The organism is Paenibacillus sp. FSL R7-0128 (assembly GCF_038002245.1).
Lineage (GTDB): Bacteria > Bacillota > Bacilli > Paenibacillales > Paenibacillaceae > Paenibacillus_AQ > Paenibacillus_AQ silagei.
In genome coordinates, this window is record NZ_JBBOCD010000001.1 from 4,716,917 (window position 1) to 4,739,721 (window position 22,805).

Annotated in this window: 18 protein-coding genes; 4 read left to right on the forward strand and 14 right to left on the reverse strand. The window is 52.6% G+C overall.

The annotated features are described in order from the left end of the window. Position 1 precedes the first annotated feature (1 nt). The 12 genes from NST26_RS19900 to NST26_RS19955 form a co-directional block, all read right to left on the reverse strand. The gene (locus NST26_RS19900) at positions 2-1,801 is read right to left on the reverse strand and encodes a sensor histidine kinase (protein ID WP_340951841.1); all 1,800 of its coding nucleotides are present in this window, start codon (positions 1,799-1,801) and stop codon (positions 2-4) included. A 104-nt stretch (positions 1,802-1,905) separates the two neighbouring features. Next, the gene (locus tag NST26_RS19905; protein ID WP_340951839.1) at positions 1,906-2,718 is read right to left on the reverse strand and encodes a carbohydrate ABC transporter permease; all 813 of its coding nucleotides are present in this window, start codon (positions 2,716-2,718) and stop codon (positions 1,906-1,908) included. A gap of 15 nt (positions 2,719-2,733) precedes the next feature. Continuing rightward, on the reverse strand, positions 2,734-3,660 hold the full coding sequence (locus tag NST26_RS19910) for a carbohydrate ABC transporter permease (protein ID WP_340951837.1): 927 nt from the start codon (positions 3,658-3,660) through the stop codon (positions 2,734-2,736). A 90-nt stretch (positions 3,661-3,750) separates the two neighbouring features. Beyond that, positions 3,751-5,061, reverse strand: coding sequence for an ABC transporter substrate-binding protein (locus NST26_RS19915; protein WP_340951835.1), 1,311 nt, complete (start codon positions 5,059-5,061; stop codon positions 3,751-3,753). A gap of 265 nt (positions 5,062-5,326) precedes the next feature. Continuing rightward, complete coding sequence (locus tag NST26_RS19920) at positions 5,327-6,970, reverse strand: family 16 glycoside hydrolase (protein WP_209869702.1); 1,644 nt, start codon at positions 6,968-6,970, stop codon at positions 5,327-5,329. Positions 6,971-7,109: 139 nt separating this feature from the next. Then, positions 7,110-8,879: a glycoside hydrolase family 2 protein gene (locus NST26_RS19925; protein WP_340951832.1), complete on the reverse strand. Its 1,770-nt coding sequence runs from the start codon at positions 8,877-8,879 to the stop codon at positions 7,110-7,112. A 167-nt stretch (positions 8,880-9,046) separates the two neighbouring features. Beyond that, on the reverse strand, positions 9,047-9,985 hold the full coding sequence (locus tag NST26_RS19930; protein WP_209869708.1) for an ArsR/SmtB family transcription factor: 939 nt from the start codon (positions 9,983-9,985) through the stop codon (positions 9,047-9,049). 20 nt (positions 9,986-10,005) lie between these two features. Further along, entirely contained in the window at positions 10,006-10,731 is a 726-nt protein-coding gene (locus NST26_RS19935; protein WP_076081711.1) for an MOSC domain-containing protein, read from the reverse strand. Between the two features lie 168 nt (positions 10,732-10,899). Beyond that, positions 10,900-12,843 carry an ABC transporter permease gene (locus tag NST26_RS19940; RefSeq protein WP_340951827.1) on the reverse strand — a complete coding sequence of 648 codons (1,944 nt, stop codon included), beginning with the start codon at positions 12,841-12,843 and terminating at the stop codon, positions 10,900-10,902. Further along, entirely contained in the window at positions 12,840-13,595 is a 756-nt protein-coding gene (locus tag NST26_RS19945) for an ABC transporter ATP-binding protein (RefSeq protein ID WP_036733135.1), read from the reverse strand. Before NST26_RS19945 ends, NST26_RS19940 begins: the two co-directional genes overlap by 4 nt. A gap of 98 nt (positions 13,596-13,693) precedes the next feature. Then, on the reverse strand, positions 13,694-14,698 hold the full coding sequence (locus NST26_RS19950; protein ID WP_340951826.1) for a sensor histidine kinase: 1,005 nt from the start codon (positions 14,696-14,698) through the stop codon (positions 13,694-13,696). Further along, positions 14,695-15,384, reverse strand: a complete 690-nt coding sequence (locus NST26_RS19955) for a response regulator transcription factor (protein WP_036733129.1) — start codon at positions 15,382-15,384, stop codon at positions 14,695-14,697. The genes NST26_RS19950 and NST26_RS19955 overlap by 4 nt, the downstream gene beginning before the upstream one ends. 378 nt (positions 15,385-15,762) lie before the next feature. On the opposite strand from NST26_RS19955, the gene NST26_RS19960 reads away from it, so the two are divergent. The 4 genes from NST26_RS19960 to NST26_RS19975 all read left to right on the forward strand — a co-directional run bounded on the left by NST26_RS19960 (position 15,763) and on the right by NST26_RS19975 (position 21,199). Beyond that, positions 15,763-15,999 (forward strand): DUF6199 family natural product biosynthesis protein, encoded by a 237-nt coding sequence (locus NST26_RS19960; RefSeq protein WP_036733127.1) that lies wholly within the window; start codon positions 15,763-15,765, stop codon positions 15,997-15,999. 361 nt (positions 16,000-16,360) lie between these two features. Beyond that, complete coding sequence (locus NST26_RS19965) at positions 16,361-17,485, forward strand: ArsR family transcriptional regulator (protein ID WP_340951820.1); 1,125 nt, start codon at positions 16,361-16,363, stop codon at positions 17,483-17,485. A 17-nt stretch (positions 17,486-17,502) separates the two neighbouring features. Beyond that, positions 17,503-19,353 (forward strand): ABC transporter ATP-binding protein, encoded by a 1,851-nt coding sequence (locus NST26_RS19970; protein WP_340951818.1) that lies wholly within the window; start codon positions 17,503-17,505, stop codon positions 19,351-19,353. Next, positions 19,343-21,199: an ABC transporter ATP-binding protein gene (locus NST26_RS19975; protein WP_051478735.1), complete on the forward strand. Its 1,857-nt coding sequence runs from the start codon at positions 19,343-19,345 to the stop codon at positions 21,197-21,199. The genes NST26_RS19970 and NST26_RS19975 overlap by 11 nt, the downstream gene beginning before the upstream one ends. A gap of 151 nt (positions 21,200-21,350) precedes the next feature. Here the strand turns inward: NST26_RS19975 and NST26_RS19980 are convergent, their stop codons facing one another. Continuing rightward, complete coding sequence (locus NST26_RS19980) at positions 21,351-22,031, reverse strand: hypothetical protein (RefSeq protein WP_340951813.1); 681 nt, start codon at positions 22,029-22,031, stop codon at positions 21,351-21,353. Positions 22,032-22,214: 183 nt separating this feature from the next. Beyond that, a complete protein-coding gene (locus NST26_RS19985) occupies positions 22,215-22,769 on the reverse strand; it encodes a hypothetical protein (RefSeq protein ID WP_340939866.1) in 555 nt (184 codons plus the stop codon). Between the last annotated feature and the right edge of the window lie 36 nt (positions 22,770-22,805).

The window sequence follows — 22,805 nt, forward strand, 5'->3', positions numbered from 1 at the left end:
ATCAGTGGTTCCCCCTTGTGTCGTCTGTGATAAGCGGCAGCTTGATCCGGATAGACGTCCCTTTTCCCGGTTCACTGCGCAGGTCCAGCCCGTACATTTTGCCGCAAATGAGCTTGATCCGCTCGTCCACATTCGCCAGCCCGATGCCTCCCGGCTTCTCCTCCTCCCGCGCCTGCCCATCCAGCAGACTACTGGCCTGCACAGGGTCCATGCCCTTGCCGTTGTCAGTGACCTCGAACCACAGCAGGTTGCCCGGTGCCTTGGTGCAGGAGATACGGAGCATACCGCCGGACTCCATCTCCCCAAAAGCATGGATGATCGCATTCTCGACAATGGGCTGGAGAATCAACTTCGGCGTACGCAGGCGGCGGACGTCTTCATCCATCTCAATGATAGTGTCAATCTTGAAGTTGAACCGGAACTTCTGTATGCCCAGATAACACTGTACATGCTCGATCTCTTCCTCCACCGTAACCGTCTCTTCCCCCCGGCCCAGGCTGATCCGCAAGAGACGAGATAATAAGCTGACCATCTCCGCCGCGTTATTGGCCTTCTGAATGAGCGCCGTCCATTTAATAATATCCAGCGTGTTGTATAGAAAATGCGGGTTAATCTGCGCCTGCAGCGCCTTGAGTTCAGCCATCCGTTTCCGGTCCTGCTCCAGATATACCGCTTTCAGGAGTCCGTCGATCTGCACGACCATTGCGTTGAAGTTGTCGCCGAGAATATCGATTTCATCATGCCGGCTTTTGGCCTTGTAGCGGACGCTGAGCTCGCCGGACATCACCTGCCGCATCAGCCGGATCATTTTCAGAATCGGGTTCGTAATCGAGTTCGCCAGCACCAGCGCGGCAATGACCGAGAAGACGATGCAGAGCAGCCCGACGAAGATGAAAATCTGCAGCAGGCGGTTGGAATCCTGATACAGCGCCGCCTTGGAGATCACATTGACGACCACCCAGTCATTCGTATGCAGCTTCTTGGCATTCACGATCAGGCTGTCTCCCATGTAGGCAAGCGGGAACCTCGTTTCCTCCTGTCCGGTACGCATGAGCTGCTCATACCCTGCCTGTCCCAGCACCTCGCTCACGCTCCGGCCGATCAGCCCGCTGTCCGGGTACGAGACGAGCCTGCCTCCGCCGTCTATCACGAAGCTTTGCAGGTCACGGTTATTGCTGACCGCCTTCGAGACCAGCTCCTTAATCACATCCTCTCGGATATCCAGCACGGCAACAATCTTCAGGGGACTGTCATCGGATATTTTATAGAGCTGCTTGGCGACTGAGAAGACATGGGTGCTCTGGGAATTGAGGCTGTCCACATAAGTGCCGTAGCGGGTCGGATACCAGCGGAAATTGCTGCCGCCCTTAAGAGTCGCAAGGAACGGCTCCACCTCGGCGGGCGTGCGCGTGCTCCAGCGGTAGATTCCTTTGATATAGTGCTTATCCGAGACGAAGGAGATGGACTGTACATCCTGATTAATTGCCACAATCGTGGACAGCTTCGTCGTCAGAGACAGACTATCCACATCATAGCTGGCCGGAGTGGTCCCATCAAGAGCCCGCAGCATCCCCACAATCTCATGATTGTTCAGCACCTGCATCAGCATATCCTTGTAGATGCCCAGGCGCGTATCTAGATTATCAGCGGTCTGATTGAGCAGATGCTCCGAATACTCGGTAGCCTTGTCGTTAAGGGTTGATTTCGAGATGGAAAAAGAAATAATCCCCATGACCACCAGCGGTGTCAAGGAGAAGAGAACAAGCAGCAGCATCCACTTATAGCGCATGCTGCTCTTCATTTGGATGATCCAGGATATCAAGCGGAGCCGCAAGGACCTGGCAGAACTCTCAGGAGATGTACGCATGCCCTATATCCCTTTCCCGGTATATAATATGGTTCAGGCTACCCCTTGACCCCCGACATGGCTACGCCCTGGACAATCTGACGCTGGAGCAGGATGAAGACAACAATCGTCGGAATCGCCGCCAGGGCGCTGGCTGTCATAATGAGATTGAGCGACATATTATTATTCGACAAAAAGGTGGGCAGCCCTGCCGACAGGATCATATTCTCCTCCGAGGTAATCGCCAGATAAGGCCAGAGGAAATTGTTCCACGAGAGGATGAAAAAGAAGATCCCGACAGACACCATCGCCGAGCGCGTCAGCGGCAGGCAGATACTCCACCAGAGCCTGAAGCTGCGGCTGCCGTCGATTTGCGCGGCTTCAATATAATCCTTAGGCACGCCGTCCATGAACTGCTTCAGCAGCAGAATACCGATCGGGTTGGTCAGTCCCGGGAGGATAATCGCCCAGATATTATCGATCAGTTCCAGATGCAGCGCAGTCTCATAGAGCGGAATCAGAATAGCTTCTGTCGGAATCAGAAGGCCTGAGACAATGAGCACATAGAAGATGCCCCGTGTGCGGAACGGCAGCTTGGAGAACGAGAAGGCTGCCAGCGAGCTAAGCAGAATGGAGATCAGGGTAGTGAGTACGCCGATCACCAGACTGTTCCAGGTCCAGAGCAGAATCTGCGAATCTCTAATGACCTTGACATAGTTACCGGTATTCAGATCCGACCAATCCACCCAATCGGCCAGCGTATAGACATTCACACCATCGGGCTTCAGGGAGGTGAGAAACATCCAGATCAGCGGAAGAACAAACAGCAGGGCAAGCACAATAGCCACAGTATTTAAAGCAAGCTTCTTCATGAATCTTCTCCTCTCCTATCCGTCCTTGCGGTCTGTAATTTTGAATTGAATCACGGCGATCAGCAGCATGATGAAGCAGAACACCATGGACTGCGCCGCAGCCATGCCGAACATATCCTTTTTGAACCCCGTGACATAGATATAGCGGATCATCGTATTCGTGGAATCGCCCGGCCCGCCGCCGGTCATAATCTGTACCTGCCCGAACAGCTTGAGACAGTTGATAATCTGATAAAAGATCTGGATCTTCATCACATTGGACAGTCCCGGCAGGGTAATGCTCCAGAACCGCTGCCACGCGTTCGCACCATCGATCTTCGCCGCTTCATAATGATCAGTGGGAATCTCCTGTAGACCGGCCAGGAACAGCACCATGACGAATCCGACGCTCCACCAGTCCGTTGCCAGGGTAATCGCCCACCACACAAACCGGTGATCCGTAAGCCAGTTAATGTCTGCGTTGATGCCAAGCATATGTAAGGCTGCATTCACCGGGCCGTTCTTCGCATCCAGCAGCCGCAGCCAGATGAAGCTGACCACGGAGACCGACAGGACATACGGCAGGAAGAACACTGAGCGGATCAGGGTTCGCAGCCAGATTCTCTGATTAATAATAAGGGCCAGCAGCAGGCCCAGGATGATGACCGTGGGCGCGCACAGCAGCACGAAATAGAATGAGTTCCACAGGTAAGCATAGAAATCTGAATTCTGCAGTATTTTTGCATAGTTCGCCAAAGCCACATACTTCTGCATCCCTTGAATGCCCCACACATGCAGGCTCATCCAGGCTCCGCGGATCACCGGCCACAGATAGAACACCGTGAACGGGATCAGGAACGGGATCAGGTACAGAATAGCCTTCAGTTCAGTCAGCAGGTGTACAGGCTCTGCTCTGCGAAGAGCCGCAGCCGCCTTGTTCTCACTCAAGCTCCGCTCCATCATTATCTCTCTCCTTCAGTTGAAATGAATCATGAGCCGGATTGGGACTGACCTGCCTCTGGCAGTAGTTCATCCCAATCCAGTCAGATAAGGCTAGTTCTCCAGCACTTCGTTAATCTGTTTCTCCAGCTTAGCCAGGCCATCCTCCGGCGTCTCGCTGCCAAAAATAATGTTCTGCAGTCCTTCGGAAACGGTGGTGATAATCGTCGTATATTTATCGGTTGGCGGCGCGAACTTCACCGTCTTCTGTGCCTCGATGAATTCGCTGCGGTAAGGCAGACTTTTGTAGGCTTCACTCTCTGTAATCTTGCTGTTCGCCGGCACATGGCCCGCCTGTCCCCAGATCTCCCCGCCCACTTCGGAGAAGTACTTCATGAACTTGGCTGCGGCTTCCTGCTTCTCCGGCGTCACGTAGGACGGGATGACCAGCGTATGGGAGCTGCCCCAGTGCGTCTGGCTGCCGAAGATCGGGGGCAGCGGCATAGCGCCGATGTGCAGCGATTCATCCCCCAGCAGCAGCCCTGCTTCCCATACCCCGCCGAACCAGAAGGCGGCTTTGCCGTTATGGAAGGTATCCCACGGCGTCTTGTCATTGAGATCGGCATATTTTTTATTGAAGACATCCATATAGAAGTTCAGCACATCCAGCGCCTGCGGGTTGTTAATGCTCGCCTTGGTCATCTCCGGGTTCAGCAGCTCGCCGCCTGCTTCATAATACTGATTAAGGAACGGCTCCTGGAAATACGGGGTATTCACCGCCATCGCCTGGACATCCGGCACCTTGGCCTGAATCTCAGAGAGCGTCTTCTCGAAGCCTGCCGGGGTCATATCATCCAGCTTAGGCGTACCGTCCTCGTTCAATAGATTGGCCTTCTCCAGAATGTCCTTGTTGTAGTAGAACATGTGGAAATGGGTATCCAGCGGAACCGCGTAAGGCTTACCGTCATAGGATACACTCTTGATATTGGAATCCGAAATCTGCTTCAGATCAAAGCCTGCCTTGGAGGCCAGCTCATCCACCGGCACAATCTGCTGGGCCTTCACGAACGGCGAGATCCGCTCCACGTGGGCTACCGCAACATCCGGGCCCTTGGAGGACGACAACGCTGTGCCTAGCTTCGCGTAATACTCGTTGGATTCGAGACGGAGCTGTTTGACCTTAACCTCCTGCTGCGAGTCATTGTAGCCCTTGATGATCTGGTCCACGAATTCCCCTTCCCCGCCGCCGAACATATTCCAGAAGGAGATCTCCACCGGACTGCCGCCTGCGCTCTCTGTTGCTGCGGGCCCGTTCGATGCCTTGGCCGCTCCGTTCTCTGTATTTCCGGAAGAGCATCCCTGCAGGACCAGAGCCAGTGTCAGCCCGGCCGATACCACACTTGCCAATCTTTTTTTCATCCTCATCTGTACAACCCTCTTCTCCGTAAAGTTTGTGCGAGGAAAGCCGTCACACTTTGATGTAAGGGCTTTCTTATCTATAACTCTACAGCGAACACCACCGTGCTTGAACCGACAAACCGCCGTTCCTTGGTGAACAAACGACAGATGTAACCCGGCCGCAAGCCCTGGCAGGTAGACGATCTTACGCAGGGTGGAGAATCGACAGATCATGAACAGTCGTCTGCGCACGCAAAAAGGGACCTCTTGAGAGGCCCCCGTGAAATTCCAGTCAATTCACTGTAAAATTGTCAAAGCTGACACTGTTGCCGAAGCCGCCGCGAACACCTACTGTGCCCGAAGTAAAGACGGCATCATTCTTGTCAATCTTGGGCACCGTCATATCTCCCACATAAACCTTGATGTTTCCGTTATTGACCACAACCTTCATGTGGTACCAGGTGTTCACGGCAATAGGAGTATTTACGGTCTGGAGAGAGGTCCAGTTATTATTGAACCGTCCAAGCCACACCTCACCGGCAGAGTCAATCCCTGCTGCGTAACCCTTTTGCAGATCAGCCCCGGTCCCCGGACTGGTCACATTGAAGAGAAGACTGGCCTGGCCTGCATTATTCAGCCGGATGTCTCCCTCCAGCGTATAATTCATTTTGGAAGGATAAGGGGTTAACAGCGATTTGTCGGCATTCACTGAATTCAGGTTGTAGGTTCCGCCGCTTACCGCCCAAGTCCCAGCATAGCGGGCCCACCCGTTGTCATTCGCCGAGAAATCATTGCTGTACGTGCCGCTGAGCGTCCCGAACCGCACCTGGACATTATGCCCGCCGACACTCCGGTCCACCGAATTCACGAAGGCAATCTCATTCGCTCCCGTCTGGTACATCGCCGTCCACCATGAATTTCCGAATGCCGGAATATCATTATCCACCCAGGTGTTCCCGTAATCGTTGCTCAGGGACAGCACGTTGGAATTGGAGCTGAGCAGGAGACGCCCGTCCGCCAAGGACAGGATGTATGGTCCGCCTTGCTGGTTCGTGGAGACCTGGGTGCCGATGCCGCTGGACCAGGTTTTGCCGTCAGCACTTTTTTTGGTGAAAATTCTGCAGCTCTGCGTCCCGCACACCTCAAAGGCTACAATATACTGCCCGTTCGCCATCTTGGTCCAGACCGGCATCCCCGGACGCGCGCCTGAATTGGAGGGGTCCCAGGCGACATAGATTTCATTCCCCCAGCTGGCTCCCCCGTTGGTGGAGATCTTCTGGGAGATAATCTGGCTGTACGACGGATTCTCCGTCACATGCTTCTCGCTTGCATACATCACGGCGACCGAGCCGTCATTCAGGAGCTGCATATGCGGCTCGTACACGCCTTTGTCGGGATTCCCGAGCGCGCCGGGAGCGCCGTTGTTCTCGTCGATGGTGCTGAGGAAGCTCCAGTTCGCGCCTCCATTCACGCTTTTATACACTCTGAGCTTGTACGATTCCTGCCAGCGGACAGACCGCATCGCCAGCAGAATCTCGCCATTCGCCAGCTGGATAAGCTGCCCGTTGTCCAGGTCACGCCCATCCTCCCATAGGGTGGACATCAGCGACCAGGTACGGCAGTTGTCGGTGCTGCGGAAGACCTGCAGCCGGGTCCCACCCCAGGAGACCTTGGTGTAGCCGTTGTTGTCGTAGATGGCAGCGACGGCCAGCCAGTCTCCGTTCGCCAGCTTGATCATCCGCGCATATTCCGCGCCGAAGGTTCCGGGTCTTAAGCCCCGGGCATCGGGACCGGCATCGGTGAACGTGTTGATATTGGTAATGGTGGAGGAACTCCCCCACACCACCGGTCCATTCGCGGCAAACACCGGGATGGCGGCAAAAATCAGCAGCAGACACAGGGAAGCGGACAGCGAGGTAAACACTTTTTTTAACACATAAGCCCCTCCTCTTAATCTTGAATAGGTGTAGCCTGTTGAACGCACTTATATGTAAGTGCTTTCACCAAAGATTCTAAAGGGCTTCCCATGGTCGTAGAACCGATAATTCACCGCTATTTAGGTCACAATGTTACGATTATTCCCTCGCCTGCCGGTTGATCTTACGAATCTCGTCCAGCGGAATCTTCGGTGTCCGGTCTGCCGTAAGTAGCCCATTCACTTCCTGCTGCACATCCGTAACCTGAGTATAGCAATAACCGCAGATGTAAGGTGTATCCTTGATCGCCTGCGTGATGCTGCGGAACCGTTCAATGAAGGCTTCCGTGCTGCTGACCTGCTCCCCATAGCCCCATCCCTCGCCGGTGTTGAAGGCAATGCCCCCGAATTCACTGACTATGACAGGCTGACCCCGGTATTCGTAGCCCTTGGCCATCGCGTATTTCCAGTTATTGAACGAGGAGCTCCCGCCAAGTACACTGCCGGAGTCTGCATAACGCGCAAGCAGCGCAGCACCGCTCTCCTCATAGTCATGCAGGGTAATAATATCGCTGATCGTATGCTCCCAGCCGTCATTGACAATCACCGGACGGTCCGGGTCCATCGCCTTAGTAAGATGATAGATGCCCTCAGTGAACTGCTGCTGCCGCTTGTTCGTGTAGACCTGCGGAATACCCCAGGATTCGTTAAAAGGCACCCAGGTAATCACCGAGGGATGATTATACTGCTGCCGGACAATCTCTGTCCACTCCTTCGTGAACTGCTCCACGGCCTCATCATTGAACTCATAGGTGGCCGCCATCTCCGACCAGACCAGCAGTCCCTTCACATCACACCAGTACAGAAAGCGCGCATCTTCAATCTTCATATGCTTGCGTACCCCGTTGTAGCCCATCGCGAGAATCGCATCAATGTCAGCAATCAGCGCCTCCTCCGAAGGCGGGGTCAAATGGCTGTCCGGCCAATAGCCCTGGTCCAGAATCAGCTTCTGGTACACTGGCGTATTGTTGAGCAGCACCTTGCCTTGTTCGATGGAGATTTTGCGGAGTCCGAAGTAGGAGTAGACCTGGTCGATCACCTTGTCCCCTTCGTACAGAACGAACTCCACCTCATACAGCACCGGCGAAGCGGGCGACCAGGACTGGAGCTTCCACGGGCCATTCACTTCATGGGTCAGCTCTACATCCAGCTGCTGCCAAGACCGGTCTATATGCAGCGAGACCTGCTTGAAGGTCTTCTCCTGCGTGCTGATCCGGGTCTCCAGCCGGAGATTCGGGGCTGCCACCTGAGCCTCGTACTCGAAGCGGACTGAGCGGTTATCGAGATCCGGAGTGATTTTGACAGACTTAAGATACGAAGGGGATACATACTCCAGCCACACACTCTGCCAGATTCCCGTGGTCTGCACATAGAAGCACTCGAAATTCTCATCCACCCAACGCTGCTTGCCCCGTGGTTGTGTACAGCTCTGGCTATCCTCTGCCTTGACGGTCAAACGGTTCAGCGCTCCGGCACCTGTGTTCAGATAATCTGTGATATCCAGTGTAAAAGCCGCGTACCCGCCTTGGTGCCCCCCGGCATAGCTGCCGTTCACCCACACCTTCGCGATATGATCCACCGCCTGGAAATTCAGCAGCACCCGCTTGGTGCCCAAGCTGTGAGGTAGTTGTACCTCCCGCTCATACCATACATACGGATGGAACGTGGTCTCGCCGATTCCACTCGCCACCGTCTCATACGTGAACGGAACCTGAATCTTCAGATCGCCGTGCAGCTCCTCATGCCATCTCTCCCGCTCCCCCGTGTTGTCATCGTCATACCGGAAATCCCATTCCCCGTTCAGGCTCTGCCAGGCGTCACGGACGAACTGCGGCCGCGGATAATCCTTGATATAGTGCCGGGTTGTCATTATAATGCGCACACTCCTTAATAACAATATTTTTGTTTTAATACAATAAATATGTATTAATTATTGCAGAATCCGCTTAAATGTCAATGGTGACGTCAAAAAGAACCTTCGCCTAAGCAACAGGTTCTTTTCCGCAAATAAAATCTTACATTCACCTTACTTCTAGACTAAGGCTCCACACTATAAAAAATCTTCATCACCAGATCCTGCTCATAATCGCCGAACTTCTTGCCGAACAGGTTCATGCCGCCCTTGAAGACCGCATTCTCCTTCACACCCAGCCGCAGATCCACGTGGTTCTGGCCGGTGAGGTTCAGCTGCTCCAGATTAACAGCAGATAGCTCCTGATGGTCGATAGTGCTGCGGGTATTATCTACGCTCCAGGTCTTGAGTGCGCCGAACTGGGTTCCCGTATCAATCCACCACGAGGGATTCAGCTTCCCGCGTCTGCCGCCGAAGTCGCCGGGCGAGGTCCAGGTTCCCACCTCCACCTGGTTAATCCACAGTGTGATATCCGAAGGCCAGTCATTCTCGTAATTCGGTGCCTCTGAGCAGATCTCCATGGAGAACTGAATCCGGTGAAGCACCGCTCCTTGCGGAATTTCCAGCGGATAGCGGTATTCGAGATACCCTTTGCGCAGCCAGAGCAGCTGGGCTTGTACCCTGTCCGGATGGAAAAATCCCGCCGGTGAATCCTCCGTTATAATCGGACCGTTCTCACTGACCATCCCGCAGGTAGGCGCCACTTCACAGGCTGTGAAATTGCCGATCGGCATGGAGATCTCATAGCAATATTCGCCTTGACCGGCTTGCAGGCGGCGCTGCGGGGCATTGATCGTGATCTTGATATCATCATAGATCCTGCTGCATACCTTCATCGCCCCGCGTGAAGCAGGCAGCAGCTCGGTCTCAATCAGCCCTGCCTGCTCCAGTACCTTCACGTTGGAGGCTGCCGTAGATACCGGAATTTCCAGCGCTTCAGCCAGCTCCGCTACATTCATTCTCCGGGTGTTAAGCAGCGCCAGCATTCTGAGCCTTAGCTCTGTAGAGAGCGCATGTGTCACCTTCACCAGCTCATCCGCATGCTCCATGGACAACTCAAGCATATCGTTCACCCCTGTCCAGCTTAGTTATCCAGCATATGAACCTGATCGCCCAGCCGAACTTCTCCCGTGCGGATTACAGAAGCATAGACGCCGAACTGCTGCTTAAGCTCTTTATATACTTGCTTCAGCAGCGAACTGTCCCGTTCCAGGGTATCCGGGTCTGTCGTAATCATTACGCAGCGCTCGCAATAGCTATCCACTTGCAGCACTGTACTGCCTATCGACAGACGGCGGCCGAGCCACTCTTCCTCCCCGAGCGAGTCCTCACTCACTTCCACGAGAAAGTTGCCGCGGAAGCGGCGCTGGTCAATTGGCTTGCCCCACATCGCCTCCAGCTTCTTCAAGCTCTTATCGGTCACCAGCAGAATACTTGCCCCATCTACCGATAATAGCTCCGGGTACTGCTCCTCCGGGTGTGGTGCCTTGAACGCAGACATCGTAATTTCGGTAGAGGTCAAACTCTGTATTTCGTCCAGCAGCTCCTGGTCCCAGCCGAACACCCGGCCATCCGCAGCCGTTACACGGATATCTTCCCCCGTATACTCCGCCTTATAGGACATCATCTTCGGAATCTTCCGGGCAGTGATATACTGGGACCAGTCTTTTTTGGTCATATCATAAAAGGAACAATACCGGTCCCCCTCCACTCCGTAAGATACAACCTTACAGGCCTCCAGTGCCTCCCCCGCAAAGGATTTCACCGGATAACGGTTAATCGATTTAATCTCCCCAACTGTAACTGACACGCCCCCACCTCTTCTGTCTATAGTCTGAAATTTCCTCCTTATTATACCATTATCGCTGCCTGTTTTGCGTAAGACAAGAGCTGAGCACTTTTGGATGAATTCAGCAGTAGTATAATCCTCTAAAAAGAAAAAGGACAGCCCCAAGGCTATCCTCATCATTACATATCTTTACAGTGACTCCCGGATTACCCGCTTGTAATACAGGACGGACAGGATGCCGAAGATCGAATACAGCACGGTATAGACCCCCATAACGACGAACATCGGAGTCAGCATTTCGGTCCCGAAGAAGAACCAGCCGGATTTCACCGCAAAGTAACTGTGGCACAGCCCGACAATCAGCGGAATACCGAAATTGAACAGCTGCTTGAACTGGATGCCGCGCAGGAGATCCCCTTGGGTGAAGCCCAGCTTGCGCAGGATCGTATATCCCTCCCGCTCCTCCTCGCTCTCATCCATCTGCTTGAAATAGAGAATACAGCCGGAGGTGATCAGGAACGTCAGGCCCAGGAAGCCGACAATGAACATAATGAGGCCCATATTGGTCCGCTGGTTGAACTCAAATTCATATTGCGAGAAGCTTTGCAGCTCCGGCTTCTGCTGCTTATAAATCTCATAAGCCTGCTTGGCCTGCGAGGACCCGGTAAGATTAATACCGTAATAGATTCCTTCGCCGCTCACTCTTTTTTGCTCATCTGGATCTTTATGCTGAAGCAATTCCTGGAAGACTGAATCATCCACCACGAACACCCCCAGAACACCTCCGCCAAAATAATACGGCAGAACAGTCTCCTCTGACAATCCTGCGAGCTGCTGCTTCATAACACCATCCTTGGTGGAGAAGGCGAGTTCCCCCTTGTTCTTGAGCTGATGCATGGTTTGCTTCGTAGTTGTGTATCCCATAATCCGTACCTCGCCCGGCTGCAAATCCATGTTTTTCAGACTGCTCTCACTAATCACGGTAGCCAATAGACTGGTGTCATTGTTAGAGAAATTTTTAGTATCCAGGACCTCCTTAAGATCCACCTCTATCTGCACCGTTGGAATCTCCAGAGTGGTATAACCTATGCCGGCCTTGTCGAGCGCCTCCCGGAATCCGGCCTCATCCGCCTTCTGAAGGAAGCCGTAATCATGCGGCGAGCTCTCGCGCGCGGAGGACTCCACCGAATAATATGAGATATAGCTCAGAGAGAGCAGGCCGATCGCCAGCGCGGATACCGTGGTGATGACCGTCAGCAGCAGGGCATTCGATTTCATCCGGAACATAATGGAAGAGAGTGATAATACCTCCCGAATGGACAGGTAGCCCTTCTTCCTGCGGCGGATGAGATTGAAGAGGAAGCTGACCGAGCCTTTGTAGAACAGATAAGTCCCGATAATCACAAGTGCGAGGATAGCAATCATCGCATACATCAATCCGCCCATGCCCGTGAATTTGCCGCTGAACAGCTCCCCGGAGATATAGTATCCTCCACAGATACTGATCATCCCGAGCACGCCGATCACAACCTCCCACAGCGACATTCTCTGAATACGCGTCTGGGAAGTGGCCGTAGCCTTGAATAGCGACAGAATGCTCTGGGCCCGGATGAAGGTGTAATTCATAATCATAATCAGCACGTACACGGCGGCAAAAACCAGCACCGTCCGCTGCAAAGCCTCGGGGGAAAAGCGCAAGGCCGCCAGCTGTTCGACCTCCAGGATTTTGAACAGAATCATCAGGATCAGCCGCGACATCACGAACCCTGCACCGATCCCCGCGAACATCGATCCGAAATATAGAATCAGATTCTCGGCGCTCAGCAGCACGAAGATTCTGCTCTTGGTCAGCCCAATCAGCTGAAACAGCCCGATCTCCTTACTGCGGCGCTTGATGAAGATGGTGTTCGCATACAGCAGGAAGATGGCCACAATCGCAACCAGCAGCACTGAGGACGCGCCAATGGCTGCCCCGCCTTTGATTGAACCGCTGACCTCGTGCATGGCCGGGTCGAACTGCAGTGTCACGAAGGAAAAATACAGGGCAACACTGAAAATAAGAGCAAAAACGTAGAGATAATAGTTCTTAATGTTCTTTTTGAGGTTCCGCAGGATAATATAATTCAGACTCATTGCGTGACACCACCAAGTACGCCCTGGGTGCTGATAATATCACCCAAGAAGGATTGCCGCGATTCCTCCCCCTTGTTCAGCTGGGTGTAGATTTGCCCGTCCCGGATGAACACCACGCGGCTGCAGTAGCTGGCGGCCACGGCATCATGCGTAACCATGACAATGGTAGCTTCACGCTTGCTGTTCATGGCAGCCAGCTTGTTCAGCAGATCGGACGCAGATTTGGAATCCAAGGCTCCCGTCGGCTCATCGGCAAAAATAATACTCGGATCATGCACGAACGCCCTTGCCGCAGACGTACGCTGCTTCTGCCCGCCTGAGATTTCCGCCGGATATTTATCCTTCAGCTCATAGATTCCCAGCTCGCCCGCTACCTGGTCGAATTTCTGGTGCGCCTCCTTCTTGGACATGCCTGTAATCGATAGCGGCAGCATGATGTTCTCCTTGACCGTCAAGGTGTCGAGCAGGTTATAATCCTGGAAAATGAACCCGAGATGATGCTTGCGGAACTCGGCGAGCTGCTTCTCCTTCATCCCGGTGAATTCCTTGCCCTCAATTTCGATCGTGCCCTTGCTTACCCGGTCAATGGAGGACAATACGTTCAGAAGCGTCGTTTTGCCGGACCCGGACGGACCCATGATTCCGACGAACTCGCCCTTGTCCACCTGAAGATCAATACCGCTCAGGACTTCCTGTTTATTGAATTTGTTGCCATAGGTTTTATAGATTTTGTTAGCCTGCATGATAAGCATCTGTTCCCCACTCCTTTTCTATAGCTCTATCATAAGCGGGTGGATGATCATTTTCCTGCGCTTCGCCGAACAAATGGAACAGGCATGTGACACTATTGTCACATGCCTGTTAGCCGCTGAAAGTCATTCTCCCTTGGAAAAGTTAGCGTAAACACACTCCCCTGCCCAAGCACGGAAGCAGCGTAAAGTCTGATCTGCAGCGGCTCCGCAACCTGCCGGGTCAGATATAGCCCCATGCCGGTGGCTGCCCCCTCCTGGCGGAAGCGCGATGAGGTGAAGCCCCTATCATAGATGCGCGGCAGATCCCTGGGATCTATCCCCTGTCCTCTGTCTTCAATGAGAAGCACGACATGGCCGCCCTCTTCTCGGCTCCGGATGAGGATATCGGAGGCTTCGCTGTATTTCACAGCATTGGTCAGGAGCTGCCGCAGCATGAAGGCCAGCCATTTGCCGTCTGTCAGCACGGTCTCGGCCTCAAGCTCTACGTCGAACCCGATGCGTTTGGAGATGCACCAGGATTTCAGTGCCCGGATCTCCTTATTAAGGATAGGGGCAAGACTGACCTTTTCAATGAACAGATCATTACGGATGAAGGGAATCCGCTTCTGATGCAGCTGCTGGTCGAGCAGATGGTGAATGCGCAGCCATTCGTACATCATCTGTCTTTGCAGGGTCTCGTCCGGCAGGCGCTCTATCATGAGCTGCATGGCAGTCAGCGGGGTCTTGACCTCATGGATCCAGGCCAGCAGCTCGTCCTTCTCCGATTCCAGCAGCTGGACATTCATGAAGGATTCGCGCTTGTAGCGGTCTGTCTGGGCGCTTACCGCCTCATGGACCAGCCGCTCCATCGGACTACCGGGATCGAGGACCGCCTGCAGCTCATAGATCTGATCCCAGGAGGCAAGGCTCTTATAGAACCGGGTCTCCCGGGAATAGCGCAGGAAGACGAAGGCCAGACAGAGCAGCGTATTCAGCAGTACAATGTATAGGACTGGCAGCAGCGGTATGGCAGAGTCAATAAAGGCCACGAAGATAATAATCACCTGGAGGGCGGCCAGCAGGAGCAGCCAGCTCCGCTTCTCGGTGATGTATTTCCTTATCATTCTGCCGCCTCTTCAGTCGCCATATACCCTTGCCCCACCTTAGTCTCTATGTAGGCATCCAGACCGAGCGGCTCCAGCTTCTTGCGCAGCCGGTTCACGTTCACAGTCAGCGTATTATCGCTGACAAAATGCTCGTTGTCCCACAGGCTGGTGATGATCTCCTCACGTTCCACAATACTGTTCTTGCGCTCCAGCAGGATTTTGAGAATCATCATCTCATTCTTGGTCAGCAGGGCCGCTCCCCCGCTGCCCGTGACCGTATTCTTCACGAACTCAATCGCCGCTCCGCGCCAGGTCTTCAGCTCCGTGCCTTCCTTGGCGTAATTATAGACCCGGCGTAGGGTAGCCTGAATCTTGGCAATCAGCACCTCGAAATGGAACGGCTTCTGAATGAAATCATCGGCCCCAAGCTGCATCGACATCACCATATCGCTAGGATGGTCCCTGGAGGAGAGGAAAATAATCGGCACCTTGGAGTGGCTGCGCAGAATCCGGCACCAGTGGAAGCCGTCGAACTGCGGCAGCTGGATATCAATCACTACCAGGTCGGGCTTTACCTCCGAGAACTCCTGCAGTACCTTACCGAAATTTGTAATCCCGTACACCTCATAGGACCATTGGGCAAGTCTCTCCCTGATCTCCCCGAACAGGGTGATATCATCTTCGATTAGCATTATTTTGAACACAAAGGACTCTCCTTTAGAAGAAATACTATCGCACTATTATACTTCACATCGCTGAATTGACAAAGGTTGGGACATGTCCCGGCTCTCTCAGCCACTTCACCACTGTTCGACCGTCAACCGTTCAATCAGGTTCAGCGGAATCTCTTTATGGGTCAGACCTTCGCCACCTGATCACTGGTGACAAGCATCGCCGCCGGAGGGTCCTGCATCTCCAGAATCCGCTACATCCGTAGAATCTGATTTGATAAGTGTGTGTATCTGAAATAATGCACTTCATTCGCTACTTCAGCGCAGTCATTTTTCTTATTATAAAACTTTCCTAAGCCAAGTGACGTATTAGTTATTAACGGCTGAAACTTTGAACATACAGGGGAGCTGATGATCATCGGAACTTTTGATGGAATTATTATCTTGCTATTCGGAATCGGAATCAATGTGTTTGGACTATATGTCCGCCGGAATCCCACCTTCACCTGGCAGGCGAGTGAGAGCTGGAAAACGAAGGGCGACGGGGAGCCCAGTGACGCCTATATCAGCTCCATGCGCTTCAGAGGGGCAGTTGCCCTATGGATCGGATCCTTCGTTATGGTAATGGGGATATTGAACCTGTTATAGCACTCCCTTATAACGGAGCAGCTTCGTCAGACATTTCCTGCCTGATTGAGTAAAGGGACTGTCTCAAAAGTAGTTTTTCTACGAGTAGAGACAGCCGCTACGTCAAGCGTAGCATAGCGCCTCCTTCTTGGGGTTCCAGTTCAACCTGGACAATCGTTTCCGCCCCCTTCGCCCCTCCCGGTTCATTTCATTCTTCCATAATATCAAAGGATAACCATTAAAAAGATCAACATCCACACATAACTTATTCTTTACAAATTTTCGAATATGGATTACTTTAACATTAAGTAAATACTGAATGTTGCTGAATATCAAATAACATTTAGTATTATAACTAAAGCATTGTAAAATGGAGGAACTGATGAATCACTCTTTACAGGAGACATTACAGAAAAATATCCGTTTTGCTTACAACGAGGCTATTGAGTTCATGGTTTCCATGGGAATGCTGGCCTGCGAAGACCAGCTGGCAGCTCTGGCAGAGGATTATAAGATCGAAATCGATGAGCTGCTGGAAGCCTATTTCGATGAGGCGCGCAAACGATTGTCACCTCACTACACCCGCGAGCTGATGTTTTTTTTCGGCCATAACTTCTTTCATCTTGCACTGGATTTCCCTTTGTATGAATCGATCTGCTCTTTCCCGGAAGCGCAGACTGTAGAGGAATGGCTCAAGCGGCTGGAGAACAGCCCTGCAGAGCATATCGTTTCAGAGATGGTCTATGGCGTCTACAACGATAATATGGAAGCTTTATTGAATGGTAACGAATGGGAGCTGGTCAAAAAGGATCTCAAGAAGCTCATGGAGCTTGTGGCCGATACAAAACCTCAGCCTGAGGTTGCAGAGGCTCATGCACCACTGCTTGAATGCCTGGCTTATCCGCAAGAGACCAAGCTGCGCTATATACAGCTTCTGCGACAATTCCATCAGGATGTTTTCATTCACTGGAAAGACCGGATTCACGCGATCTCTGAACAGGCAGCCCTCCGGTATGAAGCCCAATTCCGCAGCAATCCGGAGGCGTTCATTCGTGAAGTCCACAAGAATGAGCCTGCGCTATTTGACTTTCCGGCCACCTTCCATGTCAGCTTCGTCTCACAGGTGGGCAATGCCTTCTATAATTTCCATACAGAAGCCGGGCGGGTAGGATGGGTCATCTTCGGCATACACAACGAGCGCGTATATGGACCTGTCGCCGACCGGCAGAAGACCGAGTTGTTCCTCAAGGCTTTCTCGGATAAACGGCGGCTGGATTTGCTGCTTCTGCTTAAGCAGCGTCCACACTATGGCAAGGAAATCGCCACTGCGCTCGGTATCACACAGGCTGCTGTCAATTATCATTCCAACTTTCTCTTCTTCCTGGATTTGCTCGATATCGAGCGGGTAGATCATCGCCTGTATTATGTGCTTAGAACAGAGACTTTGCGCAATCTGCTAGCTCTGACGGCAAAAGTTATGCTTGATGAAGACCAATTCATGAGTTGATGACTGGAGGGTTCTCCTTGAACAGAATCACAAATAGCGTAGCATTGCCAGGGGAAGAACAGCCCATCAGTCCCAAGAGTACATTTATCCGATTGCTAAAACTCGGTAAGCCTTATACAGGCTGGTACATCATTCTGTGTGGGCTCGCAGCGGTCATTTCGCTCACCACCGTAGGTTTGGCTGAAACGCTGCGGCGGATTATCAATGCGGCTACAAGCCATGATACCTCTGGGCTGGCAGCCGGGATGATCTTTGCTGCGGTCATTGTTGTTACCGATGCCGGAGTGCACTTTCTGAATACCTATCTCTCAGGGCTGCTTGAGATCAAATCCACCTCAAAGCTTCAGATCTCTATGCTGAGTAGAATGCTCAAATTACAAATGAAAGATTTGGACCGCTATCATTCAGCTGATCTGATCAGCCGGATGAACGACTCGGCTCCAGCCGCCCAGCAGGGAATTAACCGGAAGACCATTGATCTGATCAGCAATCTGCTGCAAATTGCATTTCTCCTCACTTATCTTCTGTCTTTGCAGTTTGCCCTGACCTTGGGGACGATTCTTATCTGTTCACTGGTCCCGCTGGTCATGCTTCCCTTCACCTCCCGGCTCCGCACGATGAATGAGCAGCGCCAGAGTATTGAGAGCGCCCAGCAGGCATTTGTTCAGGATTCGGTACAGGGTGCCGAAGTCGTGCGCGCCTTCTCCCTTGCTCCCCGTCTACTCGGGCAGTTCAACCGCAGAGTCCGGCAATTTAACAACGTTCACCTGCCCGTCTCACGGATAGAGGCTGTAGGTTACAATATGCCGTTGGCTGTTATTCTGGGCGGATTACTGTACGTTCTCTCCTATGGCGGTTACTTGGTCATCGGCGGCCGGCTGGATGTAGGTGCCGTTGCCGCGTTTCTGATCTGCTTCGAGCAAATCTCGAATCCGGTGTCGAAGCTTGCTAACCTGTGGACTGAACTACAGTCATCATTGGCACAAGGAAAACGTTTATTTGAGATAATGGATTTATCTGAAGAAGAAGGCAATTCCGCTTGTCTTAAGACGGCAGGAGTGCAGGATGAAGCATGGACTGAGGGTATCCATCAGACCGTTGCCGGACAGCAGCCGCTTACTTTCAGCAATGTCAGCTTTCGTTATGGACAAACGAAGGTACTAACGGATGTTCATCTACGGATTGAGCCAGGTAAGGTTACCGCCTTCGCCGGAGCCAGCGGGAGCGGCAAGAGCACAATTCTTCAGCTTATGCTTGCCACTTATGTGCCTGATGGAGGAAGCATACATCATGGCAGTGTGCTCTTACAGACCATTCCGCCGCGTAGCTGGCGCAACCGTATCGCCTATGTATCCCAGGAGCCTTATCTGTTCTCTGCAACACTATACGAGAATATTGCCTGGGGTCGGCCGGAAGCCTCCCGTGAAGAGGTGATAGCCGCCGCACAGAATGCGGGCATCCATGAATACATTATGCGGACTCCCATGCAGTATGAGACGGTCATCGGAGAAAGAGGGCTCACGCTATCGGGAGGTGAACGCCAGCGGCTCTCTATTGCCCGGGCTTTCGTCCGCGATCCGGGACTGCTGCTGCTGGATGAGCCTACCGCTGCACTTGATAGCCATAATGAGGAGATTGTCCAACAGGCATTGCGCGTGCTGATGACGAACCGGACAACGGTTGTGGTCGCCCACCGGTTATCAACTATCAGGCATGCGGATCATATTTGCTTCATGGAAGCCGGAGCCATTGCTGAACAAGGGACACATGGGGAGTTGATGGCTCTGCAAGGCAAATATCACGCTATGGCCCAGGCAGGCGTCCAGACAGAGGCTGCCGCCGGAGGAGGAATATCTAATGAATATTAACTCTTCTTCATCCGGCCGAATTCAGCTCCGAGTAGCCCTCAAGCGGCTGCTTCCTTATGTGAAGCCATACAGGCTCGGCTTCCTGGCAGCTATAATGCTGCTAATGGCTAGGCTTGCCCTGGATGTCGGGTTTGCTACGATTCAGCAGGTTTTCATTGATACAATTAACAGTACCAATATGCAGTCACTGACACGGATAACCCTAATTTGTTCAGTGGCCTGCTGTGTGATCATTCTCTGTCTTATGCTGCAGCATTATCTCCGCTTCACCGTGCACAGCCGGATCGCCTGGGATTTCCGGACGAAGCTGTTTGATACCAGCCACCGGCTGACTTTCCGCCAGCTGGAAGCCATGCATTCCGGAGATTTGACCTCACGCAACACGAAGGATGCTGGAGCTGCCATGGGAATGATTAGCAGTCTGGTCTACGATTTGGGTTATAATCTGCTGCTCTGCCTGGTTGCATTTCTGTATCTGGCCAACATGGATGTCTGGCTTGCACTCCTTGCGCTGGGCACGGGACCTGTAGTATTTCTGTCCGGGCGTTTCTTTGACCGCAGACTCCGCAAGCTGTTCACCCAAATCTATGCCCAGGAGGCTCTGTTACGGGGAATTCTGCAGGAGACCCTCCAAGGAATGAAGGTCATCCGTTCGTTTTCACTGGAGGATACGCTGCTGAGCAGGTACGCGGCTGAACGAGGGAAGCTGAACCGGCTGCAGCAGCAAAGAACCCTGCTTAACGCTCTGCTCTGGCATTCTTCTGCATTCATCAACAATGTTGTTATGATTGCCTGCGCTGTTCTAATTGCAAGATCAGCAATACGGGGGGAGACCTCGGCGGGAGAAGTGCTTGCCTTCATTATCCTGATGGGACGTGTTCAGTGGCCGTTTGTCCAAATGTCGCAGACCTGGGGCGCGGTACAGGAATCGCTCGGTGCGGCTGATCGTGTATTTGAAATTCTTGATGCTCCCCTGGAAGGAACAACCTCTGGTTACAGGGACCGCTCCTCTTCCCCGGGAGCAGCAGCCTCTGCCTCTGCCGAAGCTGCCGCATTGAGCATACAAGGGCTGCACTACAGCTTCGCAGGACCTCGGTCCAAGGAGGAGGCCGGCTTGTCAGGGATTAATCTCCAGCTCCAATATGGCGAGACCGTTGCTGTTGTCGGACCCAGCGGCTCGGGCAAGACGACACTTGTGCGTTTATGCTGCGGACTCTACGAACCGGAGGCCGGCAGCATTACCGTATGCGGCAATTCCGTACACGATCAGCTAGAAGCTGCCCGGCGGATGATCTCTTACGTGCCACAGAATCCCTACTTATTCTCCGGCAGCATCCGGGAGAATATTGCGTTCAGTGCTGATCATGCCAGCGATGAAGCAATCAGGGAAGCTGCCCGGCTGGCAGGTGCAGATGAATTCATTATGTATCTGCCCGAAGGATACGACACATTGATCGGTGAACACGGATCTACTCTATCAGGCGGTCAACGGCAGCGCCTTGCCATCGCCAGAGCCTTTCTGCGTAATGCGCCGCTCTTGCTGCTGGATGAAGCGACCTCGGCACTTGATAACGAGTCCGAACGGCTGGTTCAGCAATCGCTAGATCTGCTGATGAAAGACAGGACCACCCTCGTGATAGCCCACCGCCTGTCAACAGTGCGGGAAGCCTCACGTATCATTGTCCTGGATCATGGCACCATTGTAGAACAGGGTACACATGATGAACTCCTGAAGCAAGACGGACTTTATGCTGATTTGCACCATATACAGTTCAGCACAGCACCGGTTGATGACCTGCAAGCTGTACCTTATGCGAAATCATTTGCTTCTGCATTAAAAGTATAAATCCAGGAACGAATCCTATTACAAATGAAGACTCCGGCAGTCCGTGCAGGCACGACAGCCGGAGTCTTCGTCCGCTTTTCATACAACTTATGATGTGTTGTATGCGGTTGACTACAAGGTGACCGGTTATCTGTCTACCTCCACTCTTATTTCATTTACCGGGCGGTATCGACCCGCTGTCTCTGGCGTCTGTTATGATTTTGGAGGCGACTACTTCCCCTGCCTTATCCAATCCTTCAATCTCGAACGGAACGCCCGCCGTCGCCGCTTGAAAAGCAAACCAAATTGTCCGTCCCTGCGCCGTCTGAATCAGCTTTGCCTCGGACTTATCAGTCCCGGTCTGCTTTTGCTGAACGATAATCTGCTGAATGGACGGGTCCAGCACCTCACCGAACACCATAGGAAACGGAGTGGAGATTTGCTCCAGCTCAGGCAGCCTCATATAATTCATTGCCGACACGGTAGGGTCTCCGTCCATCCCGTAGCCCGCCCCCCAGACCCACTTCCAGCCGATCCAGGTTTTGCGGACATATTCGACTTGAAGATTGCTGCGGTCCTGATCGCCCGAACGGGTCAGAAAAACAAGCTTCCCCCTGCCAACAGTCTCCTCATGTACCACCGTCATGGAATCAGACTCACGGAATAACCGCACGGCCTCCTCCGGACTTGAGCCCAGGGGAATCTGGAGCGACTGATTCATTCCCAATGAGTGGGACATCCGCTGGTCCGACCACCCGCCGGGTCTTTCATACATATATAACAATAAATAGAGTACCGCTACAGAAGCCAGAATCACTCCCGCAGCCATCCCCCATCTCCGTGTAGTTTTCATGAGTGCATCTCCCGTCCCGATTGTTTGCGCTTACAACAGCTTCCATTTAACTATAGATGATTTCGGTCCAGATTACAAAATCCCCCCATAACATATAAAAAGCCTGTAGCGCAAGCCCCTCCGGGACCCTGTCTACAGGCTGTATTTCATTATAGTAATTGAATGGATTCCAATATACTTATTTTATTTTACTTCAGTAGCTCCGGTAACTTTACCTTCAAGCACAGCCGTTGCCTTCACATCTTCGCTGGAGAAGTACAGGTTGCCGTCGATTGTAGCATCCTTGTAGAGGTTGAAGCCGTTAGCTTCTACATATACATCACCCTTGATCGTACCGCCTTGAACGCGGAAGTTCTCGCTCTGTACAGTTACTTTTGGTGCTGTAAGGGTGTAAGTAGCTGTAACTTTGTGGTCTGCATCCTGTGCGTACAGGGCCAGCTTACGATAGATTGGCTTAGCTGTATCGTTCTTATCGTGGAATTCGCCTGCTACCACTACATCCTTGTCCACAGTCAGATCATTCAGAATAGCAACGATCCAGGTTCCTTTGTCGCTCACTGCACTAATGAAAGCATCTGCCTGGTTCACGATTGAAGCCGAGGTAACTGCATCTGCCTGTTCTGTTGCTGGTGCAGTTGTAGCTGCTGCCCCTTTGTCTGCATTGTTTTTATCCGATCCACAACCCGACAACAAAGCTACCGATACCCCTGCTACTACTAATACTTTAAATAATTTCATTTTAATTCCCCCTGTTTCTTTAAGTTAACTTTATTA

Coding starts and splice junctions, on each gene's coding strand:
- NST26_RS19905 (WP_340951839.1), bottom strand. CDS start 2,718: ATGAAGAAGCTTGCTTTAAATACTGTGGCTATTGTGCTTGCCCTGCTG.
- NST26_RS19945 (WP_036733135.1), bottom strand. CDS start 13,595: ATGCTTATCATGCAGGCTAACAAAATCTATAAAACCTATGGCAACAAA.
- NST26_RS19925 (WP_340951832.1), bottom strand. CDS start 8,879: ATGACAACCCGGCACTATATCAAGGATTATCCGCGGCCGCAGTTCGTC.
- NST26_RS19940 (WP_340951827.1), bottom strand. CDS start 12,843: ATGAGTCTGAATTATATTATCCTGCGGAACCTCAAAAAGAACATTAAG.
- NST26_RS19900 (WP_340951841.1), bottom strand. CDS start 1,801: ATGAAGAGCAGCATGCGCTATAAGTGGATGCTGCTGCTTGTTCTCTTC.
- NST26_RS19975 (WP_051478735.1), top strand. CDS start 19,343: ATGAATATTAACTCTTCTTCATCCGGCCGAATTCAGCTCCGAGTAGCC.
- NST26_RS19910 (WP_340951837.1), bottom strand. CDS start 3,660: ATGATGGAGCGGAGCTTGAGTGAGAACAAGGCGGCTGCGGCTCTTCGC.
- NST26_RS19930 (WP_209869708.1), bottom strand. CDS start 9,985: ATGCTTGAGTTGTCCATGGAGCATGCGGATGAGCTGGTGAAGGTGACA.
- NST26_RS19965 (WP_340951820.1), top strand. CDS start 16,361: ATGAATCACTCTTTACAGGAGACATTACAGAAAAATATCCGTTTTGCT.
- NST26_RS19950 (WP_340951826.1), bottom strand. CDS start 14,698: ATGATAAGGAAATACATCACCGAGAAGCGGAGCTGGCTGCTCCTGCTG.
- NST26_RS19980 (WP_340951813.1), bottom strand. CDS start 22,031: ATGAAAACTACACGGAGATGGGGGATGGCTGCGGGAGTGATTCTGGCT.
- NST26_RS19985 (WP_340939866.1), bottom strand. CDS start 22,769: ATGAAATTATTTAAAGTATTAGTAGTAGCAGGGGTATCGGTAGCTTTG.
- NST26_RS19960 (WP_036733127.1), top strand. CDS start 15,763: ATGATCATCGGAACTTTTGATGGAATTATTATCTTGCTATTCGGAATC.
- NST26_RS19915 (WP_340951835.1), bottom strand. CDS start 5,061: ATGAGGATGAAAAAAAGATTGGCAAGTGTGGTATCGGCCGGGCTGACA.